This window comes from Algoriphagus pacificus (genome assembly GCF_017254845.1).
Taxonomy (GTDB): domain Bacteria; phylum Bacteroidota; class Bacteroidia; order Cytophagales; family Cyclobacteriaceae; genus Algoriphagus; species Algoriphagus pacificus.
In genome coordinates this window covers 257,645-277,968 of the sequence record NZ_JAFKCU010000003.1, presented here as the reverse complement: position 1 = coordinate 277,968, position 20,324 = coordinate 257,645, and the positions used below count along the sequence as shown (strand labels likewise).

Sequence of the window (20,324 nt, the reverse complement as noted above, 5' to 3'; positions counted from 1 at the left end):
GCTACAATGCTTTTTTTTGAAATAGTATTTCAATATTTCTGTTTCATCTTATTTAGGTTAGTTTTTTTATTTAATTGTTTTGTCATGAAAATCCCATCCAAGGATATCATTATAAAAATTGTATTGGCAGTTTTTATAATCATATCTTTTTTTAACCCCTTTTATTCTTCTTCACTTGCCTTTGAAGACAATGCCGCAAAAGAAATTTCTGAAAGCATTTTAATTTTAGAAGAAATAGAGACCGTCACAATTCCTCTTGCTGAAAACATCCCTTTTTTAAAATCTTGGGCTCATGTTTATGAGAATGATTTTGACAAGCTTCTCTCCTACCTCAATTTTGCAGATTTGTTATTGCTGCTTCAATTGGGATTACTTAAAATAAGTGAATGGTGGTTTTTTAAAATCCTATTGATTGCATCATTTGTCGGGCTATTTGTCCCAAAAATTAAAGGTATTTCACTCAAGCTTTTATTCATCGGTCTCCTGATTACACCTGGTTTAGGCATTTACACTCAACTTATGTCAGGTATTTCACATCAAATGGAAATGGATTTGGGAACTGATTTGAAAAATCATCTACAAGCAACAAAAGACTCAATCAATTCCCAGAAATCAGTCAATAAGGAAGCTTTAGACTCTTTGGAAAGCATTCAAAAAGAGAAGCATAAAGGAAAATTATCTCTATTCAATAAGGTTGAGGATGATGTAATTAGTCTCTCCGACAAAGTTTCTGAAGAGATCAATAAATTAGGAAAAGACCTTTTGGATATTTTGCGGTTTGCTGGAAATCACGGTTTAGAACTCGTTGTATCCTTAATAAGTAATATCATTATCGTTTTTGTACTCTTTCCTGTCCTCTTTTGGTACTTGGTTTCCTTGGCAATAAAGCAATTGTTTAACAACTCTAAACCACTTGAAGAAATTGATGAAAAGCTGAAAAACCTTGAATCAATCAGTAACATAAAATCTGATACATCACCATGAGTAAACCTATATCCTTTTTCCTTTTGGCTTTTTTACTACTAAGTTCCTGTAAACAAGAAAATAAAAGTGATTTAAATCAAAATGAAGAATCTGAACCCACAACACAACCTATAAAGCCACCGTCCCAAATCTTAGGAATAGATGTTTCCCATTTTCAGGGAGAAATAAATTGGCAGGAAATAAAAGATGCTCAAATCACATTTGTTTATGATAAAGCTACAGAAGGGGAAACCTATTTAGATCCTGAGTATTTGGCAAACAAAGCCGGAGCACATCAAAATAATCTTGCCCATGGTTCCTATCACTTTTATATATCGGATGATGATCCCATCACTCAAGCTGAATTTTTCTTAAAATCCATTGATTATGGCCCAGGCGACATGCCTCCGGTTTTGGATTTAGAATCAGGAGGAATCAAAGGAAGCGTTGATCAGGGAACCTTTCAAGAAGATGTCTTACAATGGCTAAAACATGTAGAATCCAATTTGGAAGTCAAGCCAATTATTTACACTAACCCTACTTTTGGAGATGCTTACTTGACTGATTCTGTATTTGCTGATTATCAACTTTGGATTGCGGAATATGGAGTGGACTCACCAACTCCACCAAAAATTTGGGAGCAAAGTGGCTGGCTTATTTGGCAAAGATCTGAGAGAGGTGCAATTGAAGGCGCAATTGGTCAGGTAGACCATGATTTATATAATCCTCAAAAGCCATTTGAGGTAATAAAAAAATAAAGCCCAAATCTCTTTGGGCTTATAAATAAATTTCTCCTGTCTACTTACCAGATCAGAACTTCATTATCATATCTGCGGGTATTATCTCGGAACAGATTAAAGACAGCTGTAAACTCATGCGTATTACCCGGAAGATTATACCCTCCACCAGTAGAAAACTCATACAGGTAGCCAATTCTCAATCGTTTTGTCAATACTCCAAGTTGAGCGTTTGTGGCGTAGTTGACACGGTTTCCCACTCCAACCCAAACCCTATCCATTAGCAAAGCTTTTAAGTTGAATTCAAGATTGTCTTTCATGTCTTTTTGGCTTCTGTAAAAGCCGTTCACGATCACTGCAAGGTTTGGCCCCAAGGCTTCTCTATATCCTGCCTGAACCATGATCGCTGAAGGATAACCATCCATAAACTCATCTCCTGAAGTAATCTTTCCCCCTGCTACACGGTGCATTCCATAAGAAACGTAATACTTAGCATGAGTCAAGGCGATTCCCAAGTTAAAGTCAATGACATTCATATTGGAAAACTGACCGATATACTGACCCAAGGTAGGATCATTCTGCTCTTCCGTGGTCAATGCATTTCCATCCAATCGGATACTCTGATAATTTAATCCAGCTCCCAATCTCAGATTATGCTTTTCTGTCAACCTAACCCTTGAGGCATAGGCTAACAAAAGCTCTGTCTCTCGAAAAGCTCCATAAGTATCATAAAGCATGTTCGCTGACACAGCATTTTTCCCCATCAACGCTGGATCTTCTTCTCCTGCCAATTCCCCAAAATCCAATTCAGCAGAAATAAAATAGGTCTTTGGAGCTCCTTCAAATCCCGACCACTGATTTCGGACAAAACCTCTGATCGCACTTCCTTCATATCCAGTCAACGCAGGATTAAAATAACTTTGAAAATGACTGAAATTTGAAATATACTTTCTGGATTGAGACTTTGCGGTAACAACCACGGAAAGGACTAAAAATGCTGCTACGATATATCTGGTGTAATTTTTCATTGCTTTTTGGAAATAATTTAAAAATTGGGAATCCAACTTTAATCCTAGCCGGATTCCCTGATTCAGTCTTCTTTTATTGTCTCAAAAGGTTCAACACGCCTCTTCTTATCTCACCTGTTTCTTCTACTTCTATAATCCAGAAATAAGCTCCTACAGGCAAATCTTTACCATCAAATGTACCATCCCATCGGATGTCAGGATTCTCAGTATAGAATACCCTGTTTCCTCCTACTTCCAGAATCGAGATCCTTACGCCTTGGTAATATCTAAGCGCTGGAACTCCCCATGTATCATTCACACCATCATTATTCGGAGTAAACGTATTGGTCAATTCCAGTTGATCCAATGGGGTTCTGTTTCTAGTGATCTGGAAGCTCTTTTCAAGCACATTGCCAGCTCTATCCACAACTCGAAGAAGTATGTTGAAATCAGTTCTTCCCTGTGCTTGTTCCGCACTACTCCAGAACAGAATACCATCTATCACTTCAAAGTATTCGTTATCCTGAGCACCTTCCGGTAGACTCAAGGTATGCTGGTCATCGGTAGGATCAATGACCGTAAACACTCCGATTTCCTGGAAGAACACATCCGGTATTGCTATGAAACTTGAAGCACTTAAGGTAACATCCGTTGGTGCCGGTTTAGCCATAACTGTAAGTTCAAGTACAGGTTGCAGCCCATCAGGGTTAAACACTCCAGCCGGTAATTCAACTGTTCCAAAGAAATTGGTAGTAGCTGGTATCAGCGGATTGTATCCTGTAAGATCCCAAACTACTGGGAAGTTGATGACAGTACCATTTGAGGTAATACCAACTACATCCACAGGAACTTTCAATTCACTTTCTAAAGTACCCCAAAGGACCTCAAGACTTTGAACAACAAACTCTGCCACTGCTTTATCAGCAACATAGTCTGGAACTCCATCCCCATCTTCATCTTTGAAATCAGTAGGATCATCTGGATCAGTTCCCTGTTGTTCTTCTATATAATCCGGCACATCGTCTCCATCAGAATCAAGATAATCTCCAGAATCCATTGGATCGGTTCCTTGCTCATCTTCTACAAAATCAGGTACATCATCTCCATCCTCATCTTGGTAATCCATTGGATCATCAGGATCAGTTCCCTGCTCATTTTCCACATCATCTGGAACCCCATCTCCATCGCTGTCATTACTGATGATTTCAAAGTCAGCACCAGTAAAGTCAATCGTATAATTAGAACCTGCGTCAAGAGTACCCAAAAGAATGGAATACATTCCAACACTTTCCCCTGAAGCTCTCTCAAGAGATCCTGTTAAGATGCTTTCATCATCTCCGGCTCCAAATCCTGAAGCAGAATAGGTCAACTCAGGATCTGATTCACCAAAAAGTTTGTTCTGGTCTGGATCAGCAACTATATCCAGAGTAGCTGGAGTTATTGACAAATCAGCATTGAGGTCAAAGGAAGTGAAGTTTGAGCCACTGATTGTTGCCGTAACTTCCTGACTTCCCACATCCGTTCTGCTGTTATTCGTATAGGATACTGAAGCGCCTGCAGGAAGGGTTCCTGTTATTTCAAGTGACTTGGCTGTGCCATCGTAAACAAAGCTTTCATCTTCAAATGTAATTCCTGTGATACTTCCAGGAGTAATAGTTAAGTCAGCTTTAAGAACCAATTGGTTATAATTCGATCCGGAAATCGTTGCAGTTGCCTCCTGTGTTCCCACATCCGTTCTGCTGTTGTTAGCATAGGATACTGAAACACCCGTAGGAAGGGCCCCTGTTATAGCAAGGGACTTGGCTGTACCATCGTATACAAAGCTTCCGTCTGCAAATGTAATTCCCGTGATATTCGCTTTGCTAATCGTGAAGTCTGCACCTGTATAGTTGATTGCATAATTAAATCCTGCATCCAAGGTACCCAAGTTGATTGCATAGGTTCCTACATTTTCACCTGCGGCTCTTGCCAAAGCACCGCTCAAAATACTTGCATCATCCCCGTTTTCAAATCCTGAAACTTGATACGTCAATACTGGATCAGCAGTACCAAAGACTTTACCCTGTCCTGCATCTGCAGTAACGTCTAAGACTTTTGCGGCAATGGTAAATGTTGCCGAAGTGAAATTGATCGTATAATTAGAGCCAGCGGAAAGAGATCCTAGCAAAATAGCATATTTGCCTTTTTTCTCTCCAAACTCTCGGCTAAGCGCTCCAGTTAATATTGAATTGTTGTCACCATTACCGAAATTACTTGCCGTATAAGTAAGGACTGGATCGGCAGAACCATATACTTTGGCCTGATTCGGATTGGCTACAATATTCAGGGTTCTCGGGGTGATCGTAAAGTCAGCTCCCGTAAAGTTTATTGTATAATTGATTCCAGCCGAAAGCGTTCCAATATTAATAGCATAGCTACCTACATTTTCACCGGATGCCCTGGCAAGGGAACCTGTAAAGACAGATAAACCATCTCCGTTCTTAAATCCAGTTACCTGGTAGGTCAAAGCTGGATCAGCATTGCCATAAATCTTAGTCTGTCCTGGATTTGCCGTGACATTCAAACTGGCCGGAGTGATCTCAAAATCAGCTGGTGTGAAGTTGATCGTATAATTAGCTCCTGCGTCTAAAGTACCAAGGCTGATTGGATAGGTACCAACATTTTCTCCTGCAGTTCTGGCTAAGGCACCAGTAAGGATAGTCTCATCATCTCCAGCTTCAAAGCCTGTGGCAGTAAAAGTATACACAGGATTCGCATCTCCATATACTTTGGACTGGCCTGCATCCACGGTAATATTCAATACTTTTGGCACCACCACAACAGTAACCTCTACAGGCACCTGAGATGGATTACCATTCACATCTGTAACCGTATAGATAACATTGTTGATTCCTTCATCTGTACGGTCAAATACGGACTGGCTGAAGGTCTGAGATAGAATTCCACATGCATCAGTAGAACCTTCATCAATCATGGCAGGCGTCAAATTAACTGTGCCAAATGCATCCACATTCAAGGTAATAGCAGCTTTAGCCAGAATTGTTGGTCCGATCAAATCTTGAACCAAAACATTTGTGACTGCGAAATCAGAATTCCCTGCTTGATCCGTTGCGGTTACCGTAACATTGTTAATTCCAACATCGGAACAATTAAAATCAGTTTTATCTAAGGCTAATTGGATATTTCCGGATGAAGAGTAATCATCCGTAATCGGGGTTGCCAAAAGATCAGCAGCTGTGATCGTTGGTGCATTACCATTAACATCCAATTGAAGTGCTAAACCATTGATCAAAATTGGAGTTGGAGCCAAGATATCAATAGTCACTTGTATGCCTGCTGATGCAGCACTTGTGTTGCCAGCGAGGTCAGTAGCAGTAGCCGAAATGCTATGGATTCCAGAGGACAAGGTCGAAGAGGTAATTGACCAGTCGCCAGATCCATTAGCCGTTGTGGAACCTACATTGCCATCTATATTACTGGTCAGCGTAACAGTGGAATTTGGTATTGCAGTCCCCTCGAATGTAGGAGTTACATCATTGGTTATATCATCAGAATCACTGATACCTGAATCACTAGCTGCACTCAAATCAGGTACGCTTGGAGCTGCAGGTGGGGTTTGATCTAATAAAGCTGAGTTATCAGAGACAGTTGCCCCATTGTTACCTGATCCATCTTTGAGGTACACAGATACAGTCAAGGTTCCATCCACCAAGGAAGAAACATTCACAGAAATTGCTTGTGAATTATTAGTTACCAAGGTAGTACCGGAAACTGTTGCAGTGTTTCCATCACCTGAACTTGAAATGGAATAGAAAGCGGTAGCGCCAATTTCACCATTTGACAAAGTAAATGAAGTATTACTTGCCTCAGATGCATTGATAAGCGCATCATCCCATGCTACGGAGTACCCGGTCGGCGCCCCCACATCTTTATTGGCTGTATTCGAAGCATTTCCTGCTTGATTTCCTGCTGGATCTGTCAAGTAAACCGTCAGGGTTACTAAACCATCCGATAAGCCAGATAAATCATAGCCCGCTCCCCCATTACTAAAGGTTTGGTTTGCAGAGGTTACCAATTCGGAACCTGAAACAGGAGTACCTCCTCCATCACTTGTAAATGAGTAACTCAACGTCGCCCCTGTTTCCAATCCTGTTCCAGTGAACTCAATAATAGTCTGATTAATGGAATTGATCTGAGTTTCTCCTAATAAGTCAATGCTTACAGCATACCCCGAAGGATCCACAGTATCCTTATTTTTTGTATCAGTGGCAGGGGAACCAACATTTCCAAATGCATCTTCCAACGTGGCTGACAATGTGATAATTCCATCTCCCAATCCACTTAAATCAATTCCAGTAATTTGGTCTGATGCTGTTGCAATGGTGCCTGAACCAGATACTGTTCCTCCTCCACCGGAACTGGTGAATTGATAATTATAGATAGCTCCCAATTCTGCACTTGCAAAAGTGAAACTAGCGGCGGTTTGATTGGAATTATTAATTGCGCTCTGATCGATTGCAACTGAGTAACCAGCTGGTGGACTTGCATCTTCATCGATGATGGTAATGGTCACTTGATTTGGAGTTCCCTCAATCGCATTCGTTGGAGTTTCCATATCGATGATTATTGTCTCATTATTTTCCTCAATACCATCAAATTGAGAAGTTACACGGATACTATCCATATATTCTCCAGGAGACAGTGTGATCGTAGAACCAGTTATACTATAATCTGTACCACCTCCAGTAGCTGTTCCACTAAATGATAGAGGCACCGTAATAGTCACTCCTGCAATTACATCTATTTTTGCCCTTACATAAGCTTGACCACCACTTTCATCTAAAATTGGATTATAAATATTCAATACCTCCAACGTTGCCGTTGGCAGAGGGTCATCATCAACAATTGTATAGGTCAATTGCTGAGTTCCATCTTCCACTGCGTTGGTGACCCCTGTAATATCAATTATTACTGTTTCGTTTCCTTCATATAGCGCATCTGAAACATTGGTTAAGGTAATAGAACCTGTTGTATTTCCTGCAGAAATGGTAATTGAGGTACCACTGCGAGAATAATCTACCCCACTACCTGTTGCAGTTCCGGAGAATCCCAAGTTAACTGTTACATCTGAGCCGATGCTGTTTGACAGGGTTGCAGTAATCACGACAGGATCGGCAACTGACTCACCTTGTGCAATAGTCACACTTGAAAGGGTTACACTAGGTATTGGGGTTACTACATCAATATTGATAGTTCCAAAATTAACAGGAACACCTCCCCCAGTTCCTGTATTTCCGTTATCATTAGCCGAAACACTAAGCGTTGCCGCATTATCTCCAAAGGCTCCAGGGGCATTGGTGTACTTAATATTAGAAGGAGTGTTAAGGAAGGCTTCAATCGCTGCTGCTGTACCCACTAGGCTCATTGCTCCTGGAATTGGGAAGCTTACCGCTACATCCGCTGTACTTGTTGCAGACAACGTTCCTCCTGAAACTAAGAAGCCTAATGTTACATTCCCTGAGCCTGAATCTACGTCTCCAAAAGTAGCTGAGGAAAGATCCAAATTACTTGCAACCCCGTTTTGAACCGAAATATCGGTAGGTAACCCAACAAAGGTAGGGTCATCATTGACTGGGGTTATATTGATATTGAATGAACCAATTTCAACTCTTGTTCCTCCACCTGTTCCGGTATTTCCATTATCATTTGCTTCCAATGTAACCAATGCCGCATTTACACCTGCCACATTTGGAGCTGGATTATAAATAATGTTTGAGTTAATGCTAATATAGGCTTCTATAGCAGCTTGAGAACCGGTAATTGATATCGTTGGAGTCGCATTGCCTGCAAGAGTTACTGGAATGCCACCTGGATTTGCCAAAGAAAATGTACCGCTTGAAGTAGTGACAAATAACACTACCTCACTGGACCCTGCATCAATATCAGAAAAAGTACCATTGGATAGTGCCCCATTTAAGGAACTTCCACTTGCATCTTCCAGAACAGTAATGGATGCAGGTAATCCAGTAAATGTAGGATCATCATTGACTGGTTGAATATTAAAGGTTACTGATGCGACATTTGAATCATCAGAACCATCATTTGAGATAAAGGAGATAGTTCCTGCATTTGTCCCAAACAAATTCGGTGTTGGGGTAAATGTCGCTGCATCCAATGCCGTATTGATGGCTGCCAAAGTACCTGATGCGGTAAAATTTGAAGAACCGTTCCCTGAACCACCAAATGAGATGCCTGTAGTCCCCATGGTAACTGTTCCTCCAGTAATGTTGAACGTGACTGTTTGGTCATCGCCATCCACATCAGCTACTTGAATGTCATCTGCCAAGGAAACCGTTACATCCTCACTAACTGTAGGTGCAGTTGGCGCGTTGGCTGTTGGTGAATTATTGATCAACTTCGTTGAGGTATCAGTTACTTCAGCTCCCTTATTTCCTGATGGGTCTGTTAAGGTAGCCGTAAGGGTGACTGTTCCAGCTCCTAAGCCACTTAAGTCAATTCCTGTAATCTGATCGATGGCAGTGACCAATGTACCACTACCAACTACAGGAGTACCTCCTCCATCACTTGTAAATTCATAATCATAGGTAGCTCCAATTTCGCCCCCACCAAATGTGAAGCTAACATTTCCAGCATTGGCAGCTGTGATTGGATCTTGATCTATCGTAACAGTATATCCTGTAGGGGCATCAAAATCCTTACAGAACTGAAGATTATCTACTGCCATGTAACTAAAACTACCTCCAATTTCAATTTCTAACCCATCCACAAAAGTTCCAGAATTATCTGAACCTCCCTCGGAAGAAAAGTCAACGTAGAAGAAGCCATTGTTAGAAGAGAAATCCGTAGGGAATCCGGTAGACTTGGTAATGGTATAGACGGTCCCACCATCTTTGATTCCTCTGATGGTTAAGGTTCCATCATCCGTAGGGTTGGGACTTGAACCAGCCTCAGAAGATAAGAAGAATGCGATTTGACTAAAAGTAACAGGTATATTATTAGATATGGTATAGGTTCCTGCTCCCGTATTTTCTACAAATACATCTGAACTATTAATACCGAAGCCATTTCTAACATTCACAGCCCAGTTTCCACCTAGGGTAAAGTCTACACCGTTAGAGGTAAAAGATGTGATTCCATCCAAGAAGGTTTCAAAATTTTCTATGTAACAAGCACCTACCAAATGAATTTCCCCATTGACATATTCAAACGGAGGAGTATTGTTTAGATCATCTGCTATGTCAGTACCTGCCAAAAGTTTCACTTGGATAGATCCTTCTCCAGTAATACCAGTTACACTCAATGTATAAAGAGAACCTGAACCGCTAATACTAGTGATTGCTCCAGTAGCTGTTCCAGTTCGTATTAATTCAAAATCGTCAGTGGTCACATTATTTGCATTCTCATCAAATGTCACCTGGAAATCAACCGTAGCTGCTGTCGAAATTGGATTACCCACTTTTAAAATGCTGTTCACTGTAGGTGCATCAGTATCCACATCAGGTGCCGCCTCACAGAAATTCATGTTGTCGATGGCAAGCTCTATAAATCCACCACTGATCGTAAACACCAATTCATCCACATTCGTGTCCCTATAATTAGCAGCCCCATCTGTTGCAAAGTCAAGTGTGAAAAATCCATTATTAACCGCTGTATTAGTTGGGAAACCAGATGTTTTGATAATGGTGTATTGATCTATTCCACCTTTTTTACCGGTGATGACCAAAGTCCCTGTTCCAGTAGGGTTGTTACCATTGGACATATCGGAGAGGAATAAATCAATGGTCTTCATGGTAAACTCTGTACCACTGGAAAGTGAAAAAGTACCAGCTGTAAAGTTATTAGCGATATACCCATTGGACGGGCCCGCACCAAAACCTAATCTCTTTTCAATTTTAAAGCCAGTACCTAATGTGAAGTCCAGACCGTTCCCGCTAAATGTGGTTGCTTCATCGGTTTCAGTTTCAAAAGTCTCCACAAAACACTCTCCCACGTTATGAATTTGACCTAAAGTAAAGGCAGGAGTTCCTGTGATATCATCATCATTGGCGATATCCGTTCCAGATTTTAGATCCAGTCGAATAGTTCCTTCCCCATCAATCCCATTCACCGTCACCGTATAAGTGGTTCCTGAACCTGATACCGCACCTACTGTACCGATGGTACCAACAGTTGTCAATTCAAAGTCATCTGACGTAACATTTTTTGCATTTTTTGAAAAAGTAACGGTGTAATCAACAGTTGTTGCAGTAGTCAAAGGAGTACCTACAAGGGCTATGCTTGAAACCACAGGAGGATCTCCGTCTACTGGGGTATATGGACTTCCAAATGTGAAATTATCGATAAGCACATATAAATCTATTCCTTCAATCCTTATTTCATCCACATCATAAAAATCCGGATTTGCTACAAAACTTTTGTCACCCGTCGACCTACTGTTAAAGGTTACATTTACTGTCGATCCAACTTGAACATTATTTTTATAAGCTTTTAGAGTTCCTGTATCGGATGAACAACCACAACCTTCTTGCAACCAAATACTGATAAACTGAAAAGCGGAGCCGTCCACTTTCCTGATTTTCCAGCCAGTTACTCCTCCAACTGTTAAATTGGTGTCATCTAATGCCCGGGTATCATTAAAACCTCTGTCAAATGAACTGACATATGCATTATTATTCGAGCCTGAAAAAATTTGAAACCTGACCCCAGAATTATCATAGGTATTTGTCCCGTTCAACGAATTGGCCGTAGAACCCGTGATTTCATCAAAAGTAACCGTAGTTTGAGCTTGACTAAAAATATGAATCCCAATCAAGAATGGGAATAAAAGTAAAAATCGAGCAGTAAAAGTTTTCATAGTGTTGAGCTGTTAGCTTTTCTTTTTAAATATGTAGCCAGTTAAACACTGATGCTTAACTGGCTACTAATTAATTTCTTGAAGGGTAAATACCCTCAAGAGCTATACAATAATTCAGTACCAGCATGGGCTGCATATTATTATGAGACAAATTACCACCTGAATTTCCAATACTAGATGGACTCATTTGAACATTTGGAGCCGAGCTTCCATATCCATTTGCAGGAATTGGATCTGCGCCTCTTTCTGGAATTACTGTGTTGCCAGCCAGAACATTGCCTGTTGGATTATTACTGGTACCATTGGCATTGTTTCCATTTAGACTATGGCTATGACTTGGAATTTCTTGGGTGGTCAACGTATGGTTTTCCTGTCCAAATTTTTGACCCATTGCTCTTGGTGTAAGACCAGGTCCATTCCCTTGACCAATTGCCACTCTTCCCTGTAAATCAGGTAAAGCAAAAGTGGTCCTTCCATCTCCTCCATAGGTAGTTCCCAATAAAGAAAATAAAGCCGTATATGAAGAAATGGGTAGAAGCTGACCAGAACATGTAGCCCAACCTCTAGGCGGAAAATTAAATCCAAATAATTCTATTTGACCTATAAATGGTGTCATGATTTTAGTTTTAAGTTGAAAAGTTTCATTTAATTTCTAGATGGAAAAACACCCTGCAAAGCAATGACATAGTTCAAAACTATTGATGGCTGTATATTAACATGCGGCGCGCTACCTCCCGTAGCACCTATACTTGAAGAATTCATGGCAACATTGGGGGCAGAAGAGGAAAAGCCATTTGCAGGAACTGGATCAGCGCCTCTTTCTGGAACCACCGTGTTAACAGCCAAAACATTACCTGTTGGACTATTGCTGGTCCCGTTGGCATTGTTACCATTTAGGTTATGATTATGACTTGGTATTTCTTGTGTGGTCAGCGTATGGTTTTCTTGACCAAATTTCTGACCCCATACTCTTGGCGTAAGACCAGGACCATTTCCAATGCCTACTGCAACTCTTCCTCTTAAATCCGGCAAAGCAAAAGTGGTTCTTCCATCTCCCCCATAAGTTGTTCCTAAAAGTGAGAAAAGAGCTGTATTATTAGATATCGGTAATATTGTACCATCGCAAAATGCCCATCCTCTAGGTGCGAAATTAAATCCCACCAGCATAATTTGTCCTAAAAAGGGTTCCATGATAATTAAAAGTTTAAATGAAAAATAATTTATTTTAAGTGTATATTTTAAATTCTACTAAAAGAAAAAGACATCTCAAACTTGAATAGTCTGACAATTAGAAATAGAAATTAACTGACTTTTTTAAAATTAAAACATACGTATTTCTACCTATATATCTGTAAAATGGGAGCTTAACCCAATTCAAAGTCTCTAAAATCTTTTCTTTCTAATGTTAAAACTCCTTGTTCCTTTTCATTGACATTACTTAAACTAATAAATACTTCTTCTTTATTCTTATTTGCAGCTACATACAATCTAGATGCTTTAGTTGTCGAGGAAAAGAATTGATCAATTCCTTCTGTTGCCTCTGCAAAATCAATTGTAGATAACTTTTGAGTTTCAAGTCCAAAATCATCTGTCAAGCAATAGACCATATCGCAACCAAATACATTTCTTAGCTCTTTTGCTTTTTTATTCATTTTTTCAACTACTTCAAAAAAACTAGTTTTAAGATCACTTAAGATGAAACCCATCACCCCTATCTGTAAATTGGATTTTTTTAAAATAAGATGTTCTTGAACAAAAGCCTCACTTTCTGTAGGCTGAAAATCAGAGTTAACAAATGGAAGATTTTTCAGAATAGAATTGGAATCTAAATCCATTGAATAATTTCTCAATTCATTTGAATATAGCAATGCGTCAATTTCTTTAGAATTGCTCTTTGTATCTATGGCTTCTTGCAAAAAATCTGCTGAAAACGTGCATAATATGATCTTGTCAGCAAATGGATTTTGCAATAAGATATTATTTGAAATTTTACTCAAAAATTCAGGCTTACTCACATGGACAATCAATGATTGCGAAGACTTGAACATGGAATTAGAAAAAGCCGGAACAATACTCGACAAAGTAACGGCTCCGTATCCTAGGCTAACTTTTTTTAAAAATTCTCTCCTTTGCAGCATATATAAAAATTTTACAAAAACTTAATTTAATACAATTATTACCCGTTTTCAAAAATAAAGTAACTATTAAACATTTATTATTTAATTTTAATAATTAGGTGATTACTTAATTAAATTACACTAGTAATCTAATTAATTGAATTTCTCAAAAGGCTTTACACCCAAAGCAGCCAATTTTGTTCCTGTAATAATCGTTCCTTCAATTTGGAGAATGTTTAGACGTAAGTATTTATAGTCCGAACACAAGACAAAAATTCCATAAGTAGCATCCGCGTACACAATTGTTCCAGGAGAAAAGATTCCGGTAACATTAACATCTGCAGGACTCACTTCTAATATTCTAATCTCACTTCCTCTAAAATTTGTGATTGCACCTCCATAATGAGGATTTGCCGCATTGACTAAAAATTCAACCTGATCTGCTGTTTGTTTTTTCCAATCAATCAATAAATCTGTTTGATCAGGTCTTGATTCATTCTTGGAGTTTGCAGGGATAATTTCACCGGTTTTGAGCTCTAATTGAAGTAAAGCTTTTTCAATCTCGTTGGCAGACAAAGTTGCTAATCGTGAAGCTAAAAGCCCAATGGGTTCTCCAGGAAAAACAGGAACATCAAATTCCAATACCATCCTACCGGCATCCCAGTTTTCATCTATTTCATGATAGGTGATCGTTACAAATCGCTCTCCATTTTTCATTGCCCAAAAAAGTGGCGCGGCTCCAGCATATTTTGGTAGCTTCCCAAAATGAACATTCAAAACCCCAAATTGGAAGCTTTCAAAGATCTCTTTTGGTATTTTATATGAAAAGCCGAAACTCAATCCCCTATCCGCTTGAGTATGCTCGAACCATTTTAGAATCGCTTGATTTTCCTTTCCATCCCAGCTGTAAACATCAATATTGAGGTTTTTAGAGATTTCCACTATCATTTTCCGATCAGGAACTTCTTTGTTTGGGATTACAATTCCCGCCACCTGATCATTTTGGACTAATTTCTGAATAGAGGGAAGACTCCAGGAACACTGCGTAAAAATTACAATTCGCATGGGTAAAAGTTGCTTTTTGGTTTCAAAATGAAAGTAGTTTTATAATTTCAGCAATCAAAACAAGCTTCCTTCTAATTAGATCTAAGATTTGACTGCTAAAAAGTTGAGTCTGAATTGACCCTATTTATCTTAAAATTGAATTCTTCTTTCTTTCAATCACAGAAATACATGATTAAATATTTTCAACCCCTATTAACTAGTTGTTTTTTCTTGCTGGCAATTGGAGCAGTAAACGCACAGATTTTCAGAGCTCCTCAGGAATTCACTCGTCAGGACACTTTGCGCGGCAGCAATACTCCTGACAGAAATTGGTGGGATTTAGAGCATTATCAACTCCAACTAAAAGTAAATCCAGAAAACAAATCTATTTCTGGTTCGAATATGGTCACTTATAAGGTGCTTGATAAAGCAAATCGATTGCAAATTGAATTGCAGGAACCCATGAAATTGGTGAAAGCAATGCAGGCTGACCAAGAAATGAAAATAGAAAAAGATGGTTATTCCTATTTTATCACACCTGTGATTCCTCAAGAAATCGGCAAATCCTATCATTTCAATCTATTTTTCGAAGGCACTCCAGTGATTGCAGTACGCCCTCCTTGGGATGGAGGATTGACTTGGAAAGAAGACAGCAATGGATTACCATTTATAGCAAACTCAAATCAAGGAATTGGTGCAAGTATTTGGTGGCCAAATAAGGATTATGCCGCCGATGAACCTGACAATGGAATGATGATCTCAGTGGAAGTTCCGGAGAATCTTATTGACGTTTCAAATGGAAGATTGATCAAAACAGATCATGATAAAAAGGCAAAAACCAAAACCTACCATTGGGAAGTAGAAAACCCGATCAATAACTACGGAGTCAATATCAACATCGGTGACTATGTTCATTTCGGAGAAAAGTTTGAAGGTGAAAAGGGCACTTTGGACATGGACTATTATGTCCTTCGCGAAAACCTGGATAAGGCAAAAGAGCAATTCAAAGACGCTCCAAAAATGATGAAAGCTTTCGAACACTGGTTTGGGCCTTATCCTTTTTATGAAGACAGCTACAAACTGGTTGAGGCACCTTATTTAGGAATGGAGCATCAGAGTTCGGTGACTTATGGAAATAATTATGCCAATGGCTATTTAGGCAGAGATCTGAGTGGAACCGGTTGGGGTTTGAAATTTGACTTTATAATCATCCACGAATCTGGTCATGAGTGGTTTGCCAATAACATTACCTACAAAGACGTCGCAGATATGTGGATCCATGAGAGCTTTACAGCATATTCTGAGAATCTCTTCCTAGACTATTATTACGGCAAGGAAGCAAGTAGCGAATATGTATTAGGTACTAGGAAAAACATCAATAACGATAGCCCAATCATTGGTCCTTATGGTGTCAATCAGGAAGGTTCTGGTGACATGTATTACAAAGGAGCCAATATGCTTCATACGATTCGCCAAATTGTGAATGACGATGAAAAATGGCGAAAGATCCTAAGAGGTTTAAATCAGGAGTTTTACCATCAGACAGTTACCAGCGAACAAATCGAAACTTACATCAGCACTCAGGCAAATCTCAACCTATCTTCTGTGTTTGACCAGTATTTAAGAGATGTGAGAATCCCTATTTTTAGCTATTACCTTGAAGGAAACAAATTGAATTACCGATGGGAAAATTCAATAATGACTTTTGACATGCCGGTGAAAATCAAATTGGATTCAGGTTTGGAATTATGGTTGAAACCAACAACTCGATGGGCAAGTTTAGACTTGGAAAAAAGCATATCTGACCTTAGTGTGGATCCTAATTTTTATGTAGGAAACATGAATATATCGGGGAAATAATCCTCCAAACAGCTAGATTAGTTAATCAAAAATTTAACACGCCATAGAAATTCCTGTGGCGTGTTTTTTATTATTGAAGCATTTGCTTCTATATTTCAAATTGAAACAATAACAAATCTCCCTATTTCCTATGCTTCAACTTTTTGAAAAAGCAAAGCAAACTCCCAGTAAAACAGCGATTGTCGAAGGAACAAATCACTATTCCTATCAAGAACTTTTAATAAAAAGCGAGCAGGTTTCCAGCTTTTTACTGGCCGAAAGCAATGACCTCAATCAGGAAAGAGTTGCTTTTATGGTTGCTCCTGGATTTGACTATGTTGCTGTTCAATGGGGAATCTGGAGAGCGGGAGGAATTGCTGTACCACTTTGCATTACCTACCCCTTCCCTTCTTTGCAGTATGTAATTGAGGATACTCAAGCCAAATACTTGATTGTAGGGAAAGAATATGAATCCATTCTTCAGCCCTACCAAAACCATTCGGAGATAAAATTCATCTCCTTGGAAGAATTTCAAAACTCAAACCCAAAGGCACTTCCTGAAATAGCAAAAGATAGAGGTGCGATGATTCTTTACACTTCCGGCACCACCTCTTTGCCTAAAGGAGTTTTAACTACGCATACCAACTTAGAATCTCAAATCAGGACTTTGGTAAAAGCCTGGGAATGGACTTCGGAAGATTACATTTTGGAGCTTTTGCCTCTTCACCATGTTCATGGAATCATCAATGTGCTTTGTTGTGCTTTATGGTCTGGCGGCACGGTTGAGTTTTTAAATCCTTTTGATGCCAAAAAGGTCTTTGAAATTTTCGAAGAAGGAAAACTCAATGTCTTTATGGCTGTCCCAACCATTTATTTCAAATTGATTTCAGAATTTGAAAGCTATATTCCTGAAAGGCAAGCCGAATTAAAAAAATCCATGGAATCCTTCCGATTAATGATTTCTGGTTCTGCTGCTTTGCCGGTTTCTGTGATGGAGAAATGGAAAGAAATTTCAGGACATTATCTTTTGGAGCGCTATGGCATGACAGAAATCGGAATGGCAGTCAGCAATCCTTATGATGGAGAAAGACGAGCAGGTCATATTGGTCAGCCATTACCTGGAGTTGAACTTGGCCTTTTAGATGAGGATGGAAAAAAGGTAAATGCTGGTGAACCCGGAGAAATCCATATTAAAGGACCTTCCGTGTTCAAAGAATACTGGGGCAAACCTGAGGCTACGCAAAAAAGCTTTACGGATGATGGTTGGTTCAAAACCGGAGATATTGCGGTGCTGGATGATGGATATTATCGAATCCTGGGAAGAGATTCCATAGACATTATAAAGTCCGGAGGATATAAAATTTCTGCCCTCGAAATAGAGGAAGTTCTCCGAAAGCATCCTTCCATCAAAGACTGTGGAGTGATTGGCATTCCAAATGAAGAATGGGGAGAATTGGTTGTTGCAGCCTTGGTTACTTCGGAGAAAATAGACACGGAACAACTTAGCGGCTGGATGAGAGAAAGAATGCCTGCATATAAAACACCAAGAAGATATTTGATAATCGATGATCTTCCTCGGAATGCTATGGGCAAAGTGACCAAAAATGAATTAAAGAAATTATTCTAAAAGCTATGATCATCTACGGACTTGCAATTCTTTCTTTTTCATTCATTATCGGCCAATGGTTAGGCGAACTCCTTGGAAAACTTCTAGGCATTAATTCCAATGTAGGAGGTGTAGGTTTTGCTATGATTATTTTGATGCTTTTAAAAGAGGTCTTTGAAAGAAAAGGCTGGTGGAAACCAGAGATGATTCTTGGAATCGATTTTTGGAATAAAATGTACATACCAGTGGTGATCGCTATGGCAGCAAGCCTGAATGTAAAATCTGCGATTTCCAGTGGAAACCTGGCAATTTTAGTAGGAATCCTACCCGTTATTTTGGGTTTTGCTGTTTTCCCTTTCCTAATGAAAACATTCAAGCAGTAAGCATGGAAGAACTGCTTAAAGTAATCGACAAAAATGCCTTAATAGTAGGCTTCCTTGTAGTTGGAGTCTTGGCTTTTTTATCAGATCAGTTTTCAAAGAAATTCCTAAAATCTAGGATACCGGGATCTGCAATTGCCATTTTTCTAGGTCTGGTTCTTGGGTACTTAGGAGGTGTATTTACAGATGGATCCAAAGGCATTTCAGATATTGAAATTTTCAAAGGAGTCGGAATTTTAGGAGGATCTATGTTCCGTGACTTTGCGATAGTTGCTACTGCTATGGGAGCAAGTTTCCTTTTGGTAAAAAAATCAGGAGTGCTAGGCTTAGTTTCTTTGGTATTTGGAATCTTGATCTTTTTCGTATCCGGAGTCGCCATTGCCTGGGTATGGGGCTATAGAGATGCAGTGAGTTTGTCCACAATTGGAGCGGGTGCATGTACTTATATAGTTGGCCCGGTAACAGGAGCAGCACTTGGCGCAAGTTCAGAGGTAATAGCTTTGAGCATTGCAGCTGGAGTGGTAAAAACCATCGCCGTAACCATTTTCACTCCGGTTTTAGCTAAAAAAATTGGATTAGAAAGCCCCGGATCAGCTATGGCTTATGGTGGAATCATGGGGACTTCCAGTGGAGTCGCTGCAGGTTTAGCAGCTACAGATCCAAAATTAGTGCCCTATGGAGCAGTCACAGCAACTTTTTACACAGGTTTAGGATGTTTGCTCTGCCCTTCCCTATTCTATTACATTCTTACCTTTTTCAGTTAATCCGATCAGGAATTGACCTTTTCTTCTTCCTTTTCAAAATTGAAGATTTTCTTTCGATGATTGCTACCCCAGTCATATAACGCCCCAATCACATCTTTGAGCGTTTCACCATATTCGGTCATGGTATATTCCACGGTTACAGGAAAAGTATCATATACTGTTCTTTTGACCAGATGATTCATCTCCAGATCCCTTAATTCCTTCGAAAGCATCCGATCTGTAATCCCGGTTACCTCTCTTGAAATTTCTGAAAACCGCTTCACTCCATGTAATAAAGCAATGATGATAGGAAGTTTCCACTTTCCATTCAAAATCTCTAAAGCATCCTGCACGGGCAAAATCCTCAGTTTGCATTCTCCTTTATCTAATCGCTCTTCATTTTTCATGGTACAAATCTGGTGAATTAGGCAAAACTATACAATAGTATAGTGCTATACTTCAGTATAGTACTTACAAATGTATAGTGACTCACCCTACATTTGAAGAAAAAACAAACTAAACCATGAAATCGAGCGTGAAGCAAGGGCCATACACTGGCATGATTGTCATCCATGCGAGATTCCATCTGGCCTTTGAAAACAAAATTACATACAGATGAAAAACAAAATCATTTATTGGACTGCCACAGGATTGATTTCACTGATGATGCTATTCAGTGCCTTTGCCTATTTCAATGATCCTAGCGTATCTGCTGGCTTCACATCTATGGGATTTCCTGACTATTTCAGAGTAGAATTAGGACTTGCAAAAATCCTAGGAGTTTTGGTCTTACTTCTTCCTTTCACTCCAAAATTCCTAAAAGAATGGGCCTACGCAGGATTTGGAATCACTTTCATATCTGCATTCATAGCACACTTCGTAAGTGGACATCCATTTTCTGCCATCATCATGCCGGTAGTAGCTGCCGCTTTGCTGATTACTTCTAGGATTTACCTAAGTAAGCAATCAGCATAAATTAAAACTAAACCAACTTGACCCAGAGCCAAAACTCT

At 39.5% G+C, this 20,324-nt stretch carries 14 protein-coding genes; 7 read left to right on the top strand and 7 right to left on the bottom strand.

Annotation, left to right across the window (positions count from 1 at the left end):
- Window positions 1-84: 84 nt before the first annotated feature.
- Both J0A69_RS13685 and J0A69_RS13680 read left to right on the top strand, forming a co-directional pair.
- Entirely contained in the window at window positions 85-984 is a 900-nt protein-coding gene (locus tag J0A69_RS13685) for a hypothetical protein (RefSeq protein ID WP_206587170.1), read from the top strand.
- Window positions 981-1,721 (top strand): glycoside hydrolase family 25 protein, encoded by a 741-nt coding sequence (locus J0A69_RS13680; RefSeq protein ID WP_206587169.1) that lies wholly within the window; start codon window positions 981-983, stop codon window positions 1,719-1,721. Before J0A69_RS13685 ends, J0A69_RS13680 begins: the two co-directional genes overlap by 4 nt.
- Window positions 1,722-1,765: 44 nt before the next feature.
- On the opposite strand, the gene J0A69_RS13675 is transcribed toward J0A69_RS13680, so the two are convergent.
- The 6 genes from J0A69_RS13675 to J0A69_RS13650 all read right to left on the bottom strand — a co-directional run bounded on the left by J0A69_RS13675 (window position 1,766) and on the right by J0A69_RS13650 (window position 14,764).
- Entirely contained in the window at window positions 1,766-2,728 is a 963-nt protein-coding gene (locus J0A69_RS13675) for a PorP/SprF family type IX secretion system membrane protein (RefSeq protein WP_206587168.1), read from the bottom strand.
- A gap of 73 nt (window positions 2,729-2,801) precedes the next feature.
- Entirely contained in the window at window positions 2,802-11,582 is an 8,781-nt protein-coding gene (locus J0A69_RS13670; RefSeq protein ID WP_206587167.1) for an MBG domain-containing protein, read from the bottom strand.
- A 70-nt stretch (window positions 11,583-11,652) separates the two neighbouring features.
- Window positions 11,653-12,198, bottom strand: coding sequence for a phage tail protein (locus tag J0A69_RS13665; RefSeq protein WP_206587166.1), 546 nt, complete (start codon window positions 12,196-12,198; stop codon window positions 11,653-11,655).
- 29 nt (window positions 12,199-12,227) lie between these two features.
- Window positions 12,228-12,773: a phage tail protein gene (locus J0A69_RS13660; protein WP_206587165.1), complete on the bottom strand. Its 546-nt coding sequence runs from the start codon at window positions 12,771-12,773 to the stop codon at window positions 12,228-12,230.
- 173 nt (window positions 12,774-12,946) lie between these two features.
- Window positions 12,947-13,720 carry a hypothetical protein gene (locus tag J0A69_RS13655; protein WP_206587164.1) on the bottom strand — a complete coding sequence of 258 codons (774 nt, stop codon included), beginning with the start codon at window positions 13,718-13,720 and terminating at the stop codon, window positions 12,947-12,949.
- Between the two features lie 132 nt (window positions 13,721-13,852).
- A complete protein-coding gene (locus J0A69_RS13650; RefSeq protein WP_206587163.1) occupies window positions 13,853-14,764 on the bottom strand; it encodes a methionyl-tRNA formyltransferase in 912 nt (303 codons plus the stop codon).
- Between the two features lie 168 nt (window positions 14,765-14,932).
- On the opposite strand from J0A69_RS13650, the gene J0A69_RS13645 reads away from it, so the two are divergent.
- The 4 genes from J0A69_RS13645 (at window position 14,933) to madM (ending at window position 19,332) form a co-directional block, all read left to right on the top strand.
- Entirely contained in the window at window positions 14,933-16,603 is a 1,671-nt protein-coding gene (locus tag J0A69_RS13645) for a M1 family metallopeptidase (protein WP_206587162.1), read from the top strand.
- Between the two features lie 130 nt (window positions 16,604-16,733).
- On the top strand, window positions 16,734-18,209 hold the full coding sequence (locus tag J0A69_RS13640; protein ID WP_206587161.1) for an acyl-CoA synthetase: 1,476 nt from the start codon (window positions 16,734-16,736) through the stop codon (window positions 18,207-18,209).
- 5 nt (window positions 18,210-18,214) lie between these two features.
- Entirely contained in the window at window positions 18,215-18,571 is a 357-nt protein-coding gene (gene madL / locus J0A69_RS13635) for a malonate transporter subunit MadL (protein WP_206587160.1), read from the top strand.
- Window positions 18,572-18,573: 2 nt separating this feature from the next.
- Window positions 18,574-19,332, top strand: coding sequence for a malonate transporter subunit MadM (madM, locus tag J0A69_RS13630; RefSeq protein WP_206587159.1), 759 nt, complete (start codon window positions 18,574-18,576; stop codon window positions 19,330-19,332).
- Window positions 19,333-19,337: 5 nt separating this feature from the next.
- Here the strand turns inward: madM and J0A69_RS13625 are convergent, their stop codons facing one another.
- On the bottom strand, window positions 19,338-19,718 hold the full coding sequence (locus J0A69_RS13625; RefSeq protein ID WP_206587158.1) for a winged helix-turn-helix transcriptional regulator: 381 nt from the start codon (window positions 19,716-19,718) through the stop codon (window positions 19,338-19,340).
- A gap of 208 nt (window positions 19,719-19,926) precedes the next feature.
- On the opposite strand from J0A69_RS13625, the gene J0A69_RS13620 reads away from it, so the two are divergent.
- Window positions 19,927-20,286, top strand: coding sequence for a DoxX family protein (locus tag J0A69_RS13620; protein WP_206587157.1), 360 nt, complete (start codon window positions 19,927-19,929; stop codon window positions 20,284-20,286).
- Window positions 20,287-20,324 lie beyond the last annotated feature (38 nt).

Bases quoted from the DNA above. Each gene is read 5' to 3' on its own strand.
- J0A69_RS13685 (WP_206587170.1), top strand. From the start codon at position 85: ATGAAAATCCCATCCAAGGATATCATTATAAAAATTGTATTGGCAGTT.
- J0A69_RS13680 (WP_206587169.1), top strand. From the start codon at position 981: ATGAGTAAACCTATATCCTTTTTCCTTTTGGCTTTTTTACTACTAAGT.
- J0A69_RS13675 (WP_206587168.1), bottom strand. From the start codon at position 2,728: ATGAAAAATTACACCAGATATATCGTAGCAGCATTTTTAGTCCTTTCC.
- J0A69_RS13670 (WP_206587167.1), bottom strand. From the start codon at position 11,582: ATGAAAACTTTTACTGCTCGATTTTTACTTTTATTCCCATTCTTGATT.
- J0A69_RS13665 (WP_206587166.1), bottom strand. From the start codon at position 12,198: ATGACACCATTTATAGGTCAAATAGAATTATTTGGATTTAATTTTCCG.
- J0A69_RS13660 (WP_206587165.1), bottom strand. From the start codon at position 12,773: ATGGAACCCTTTTTAGGACAAATTATGCTGGTGGGATTTAATTTCGCA.
- J0A69_RS13655 (WP_206587164.1), bottom strand. From the start codon at position 13,720: ATGCTGCAAAGGAGAGAATTTTTAAAAAAAGTTAGCCTAGGATACGGA.
- J0A69_RS13650 (WP_206587163.1), bottom strand. From the start codon at position 14,764: ATGCGAATTGTAATTTTTACGCAGTGTTCCTGGAGTCTTCCCTCTATT.
- J0A69_RS13645 (WP_206587162.1), top strand. From the start codon at position 14,933: ATGATTAAATATTTTCAACCCCTATTAACTAGTTGTTTTTTCTTGCTG.
- J0A69_RS13640 (WP_206587161.1), top strand. From the start codon at position 16,734: ATGCTTCAACTTTTTGAAAAAGCAAAGCAAACTCCCAGTAAAACAGCG.
- madL (WP_206587160.1), top strand. From the start codon at position 18,215: ATGATCATCTACGGACTTGCAATTCTTTCTTTTTCATTCATTATCGGC.
- madM (WP_206587159.1), top strand. From the start codon at position 18,574: ATGGAAGAACTGCTTAAAGTAATCGACAAAAATGCCTTAATAGTAGGC.
- J0A69_RS13625 (WP_206587158.1), bottom strand. From the start codon at position 19,718: ATGAAAAATGAAGAGCGATTAGATAAAGGAGAATGCAAACTGAGGATT.
- J0A69_RS13620 (WP_206587157.1), top strand. From the start codon at position 19,927: ATGAAAAACAAAATCATTTATTGGACTGCCACAGGATTGATTTCACTG.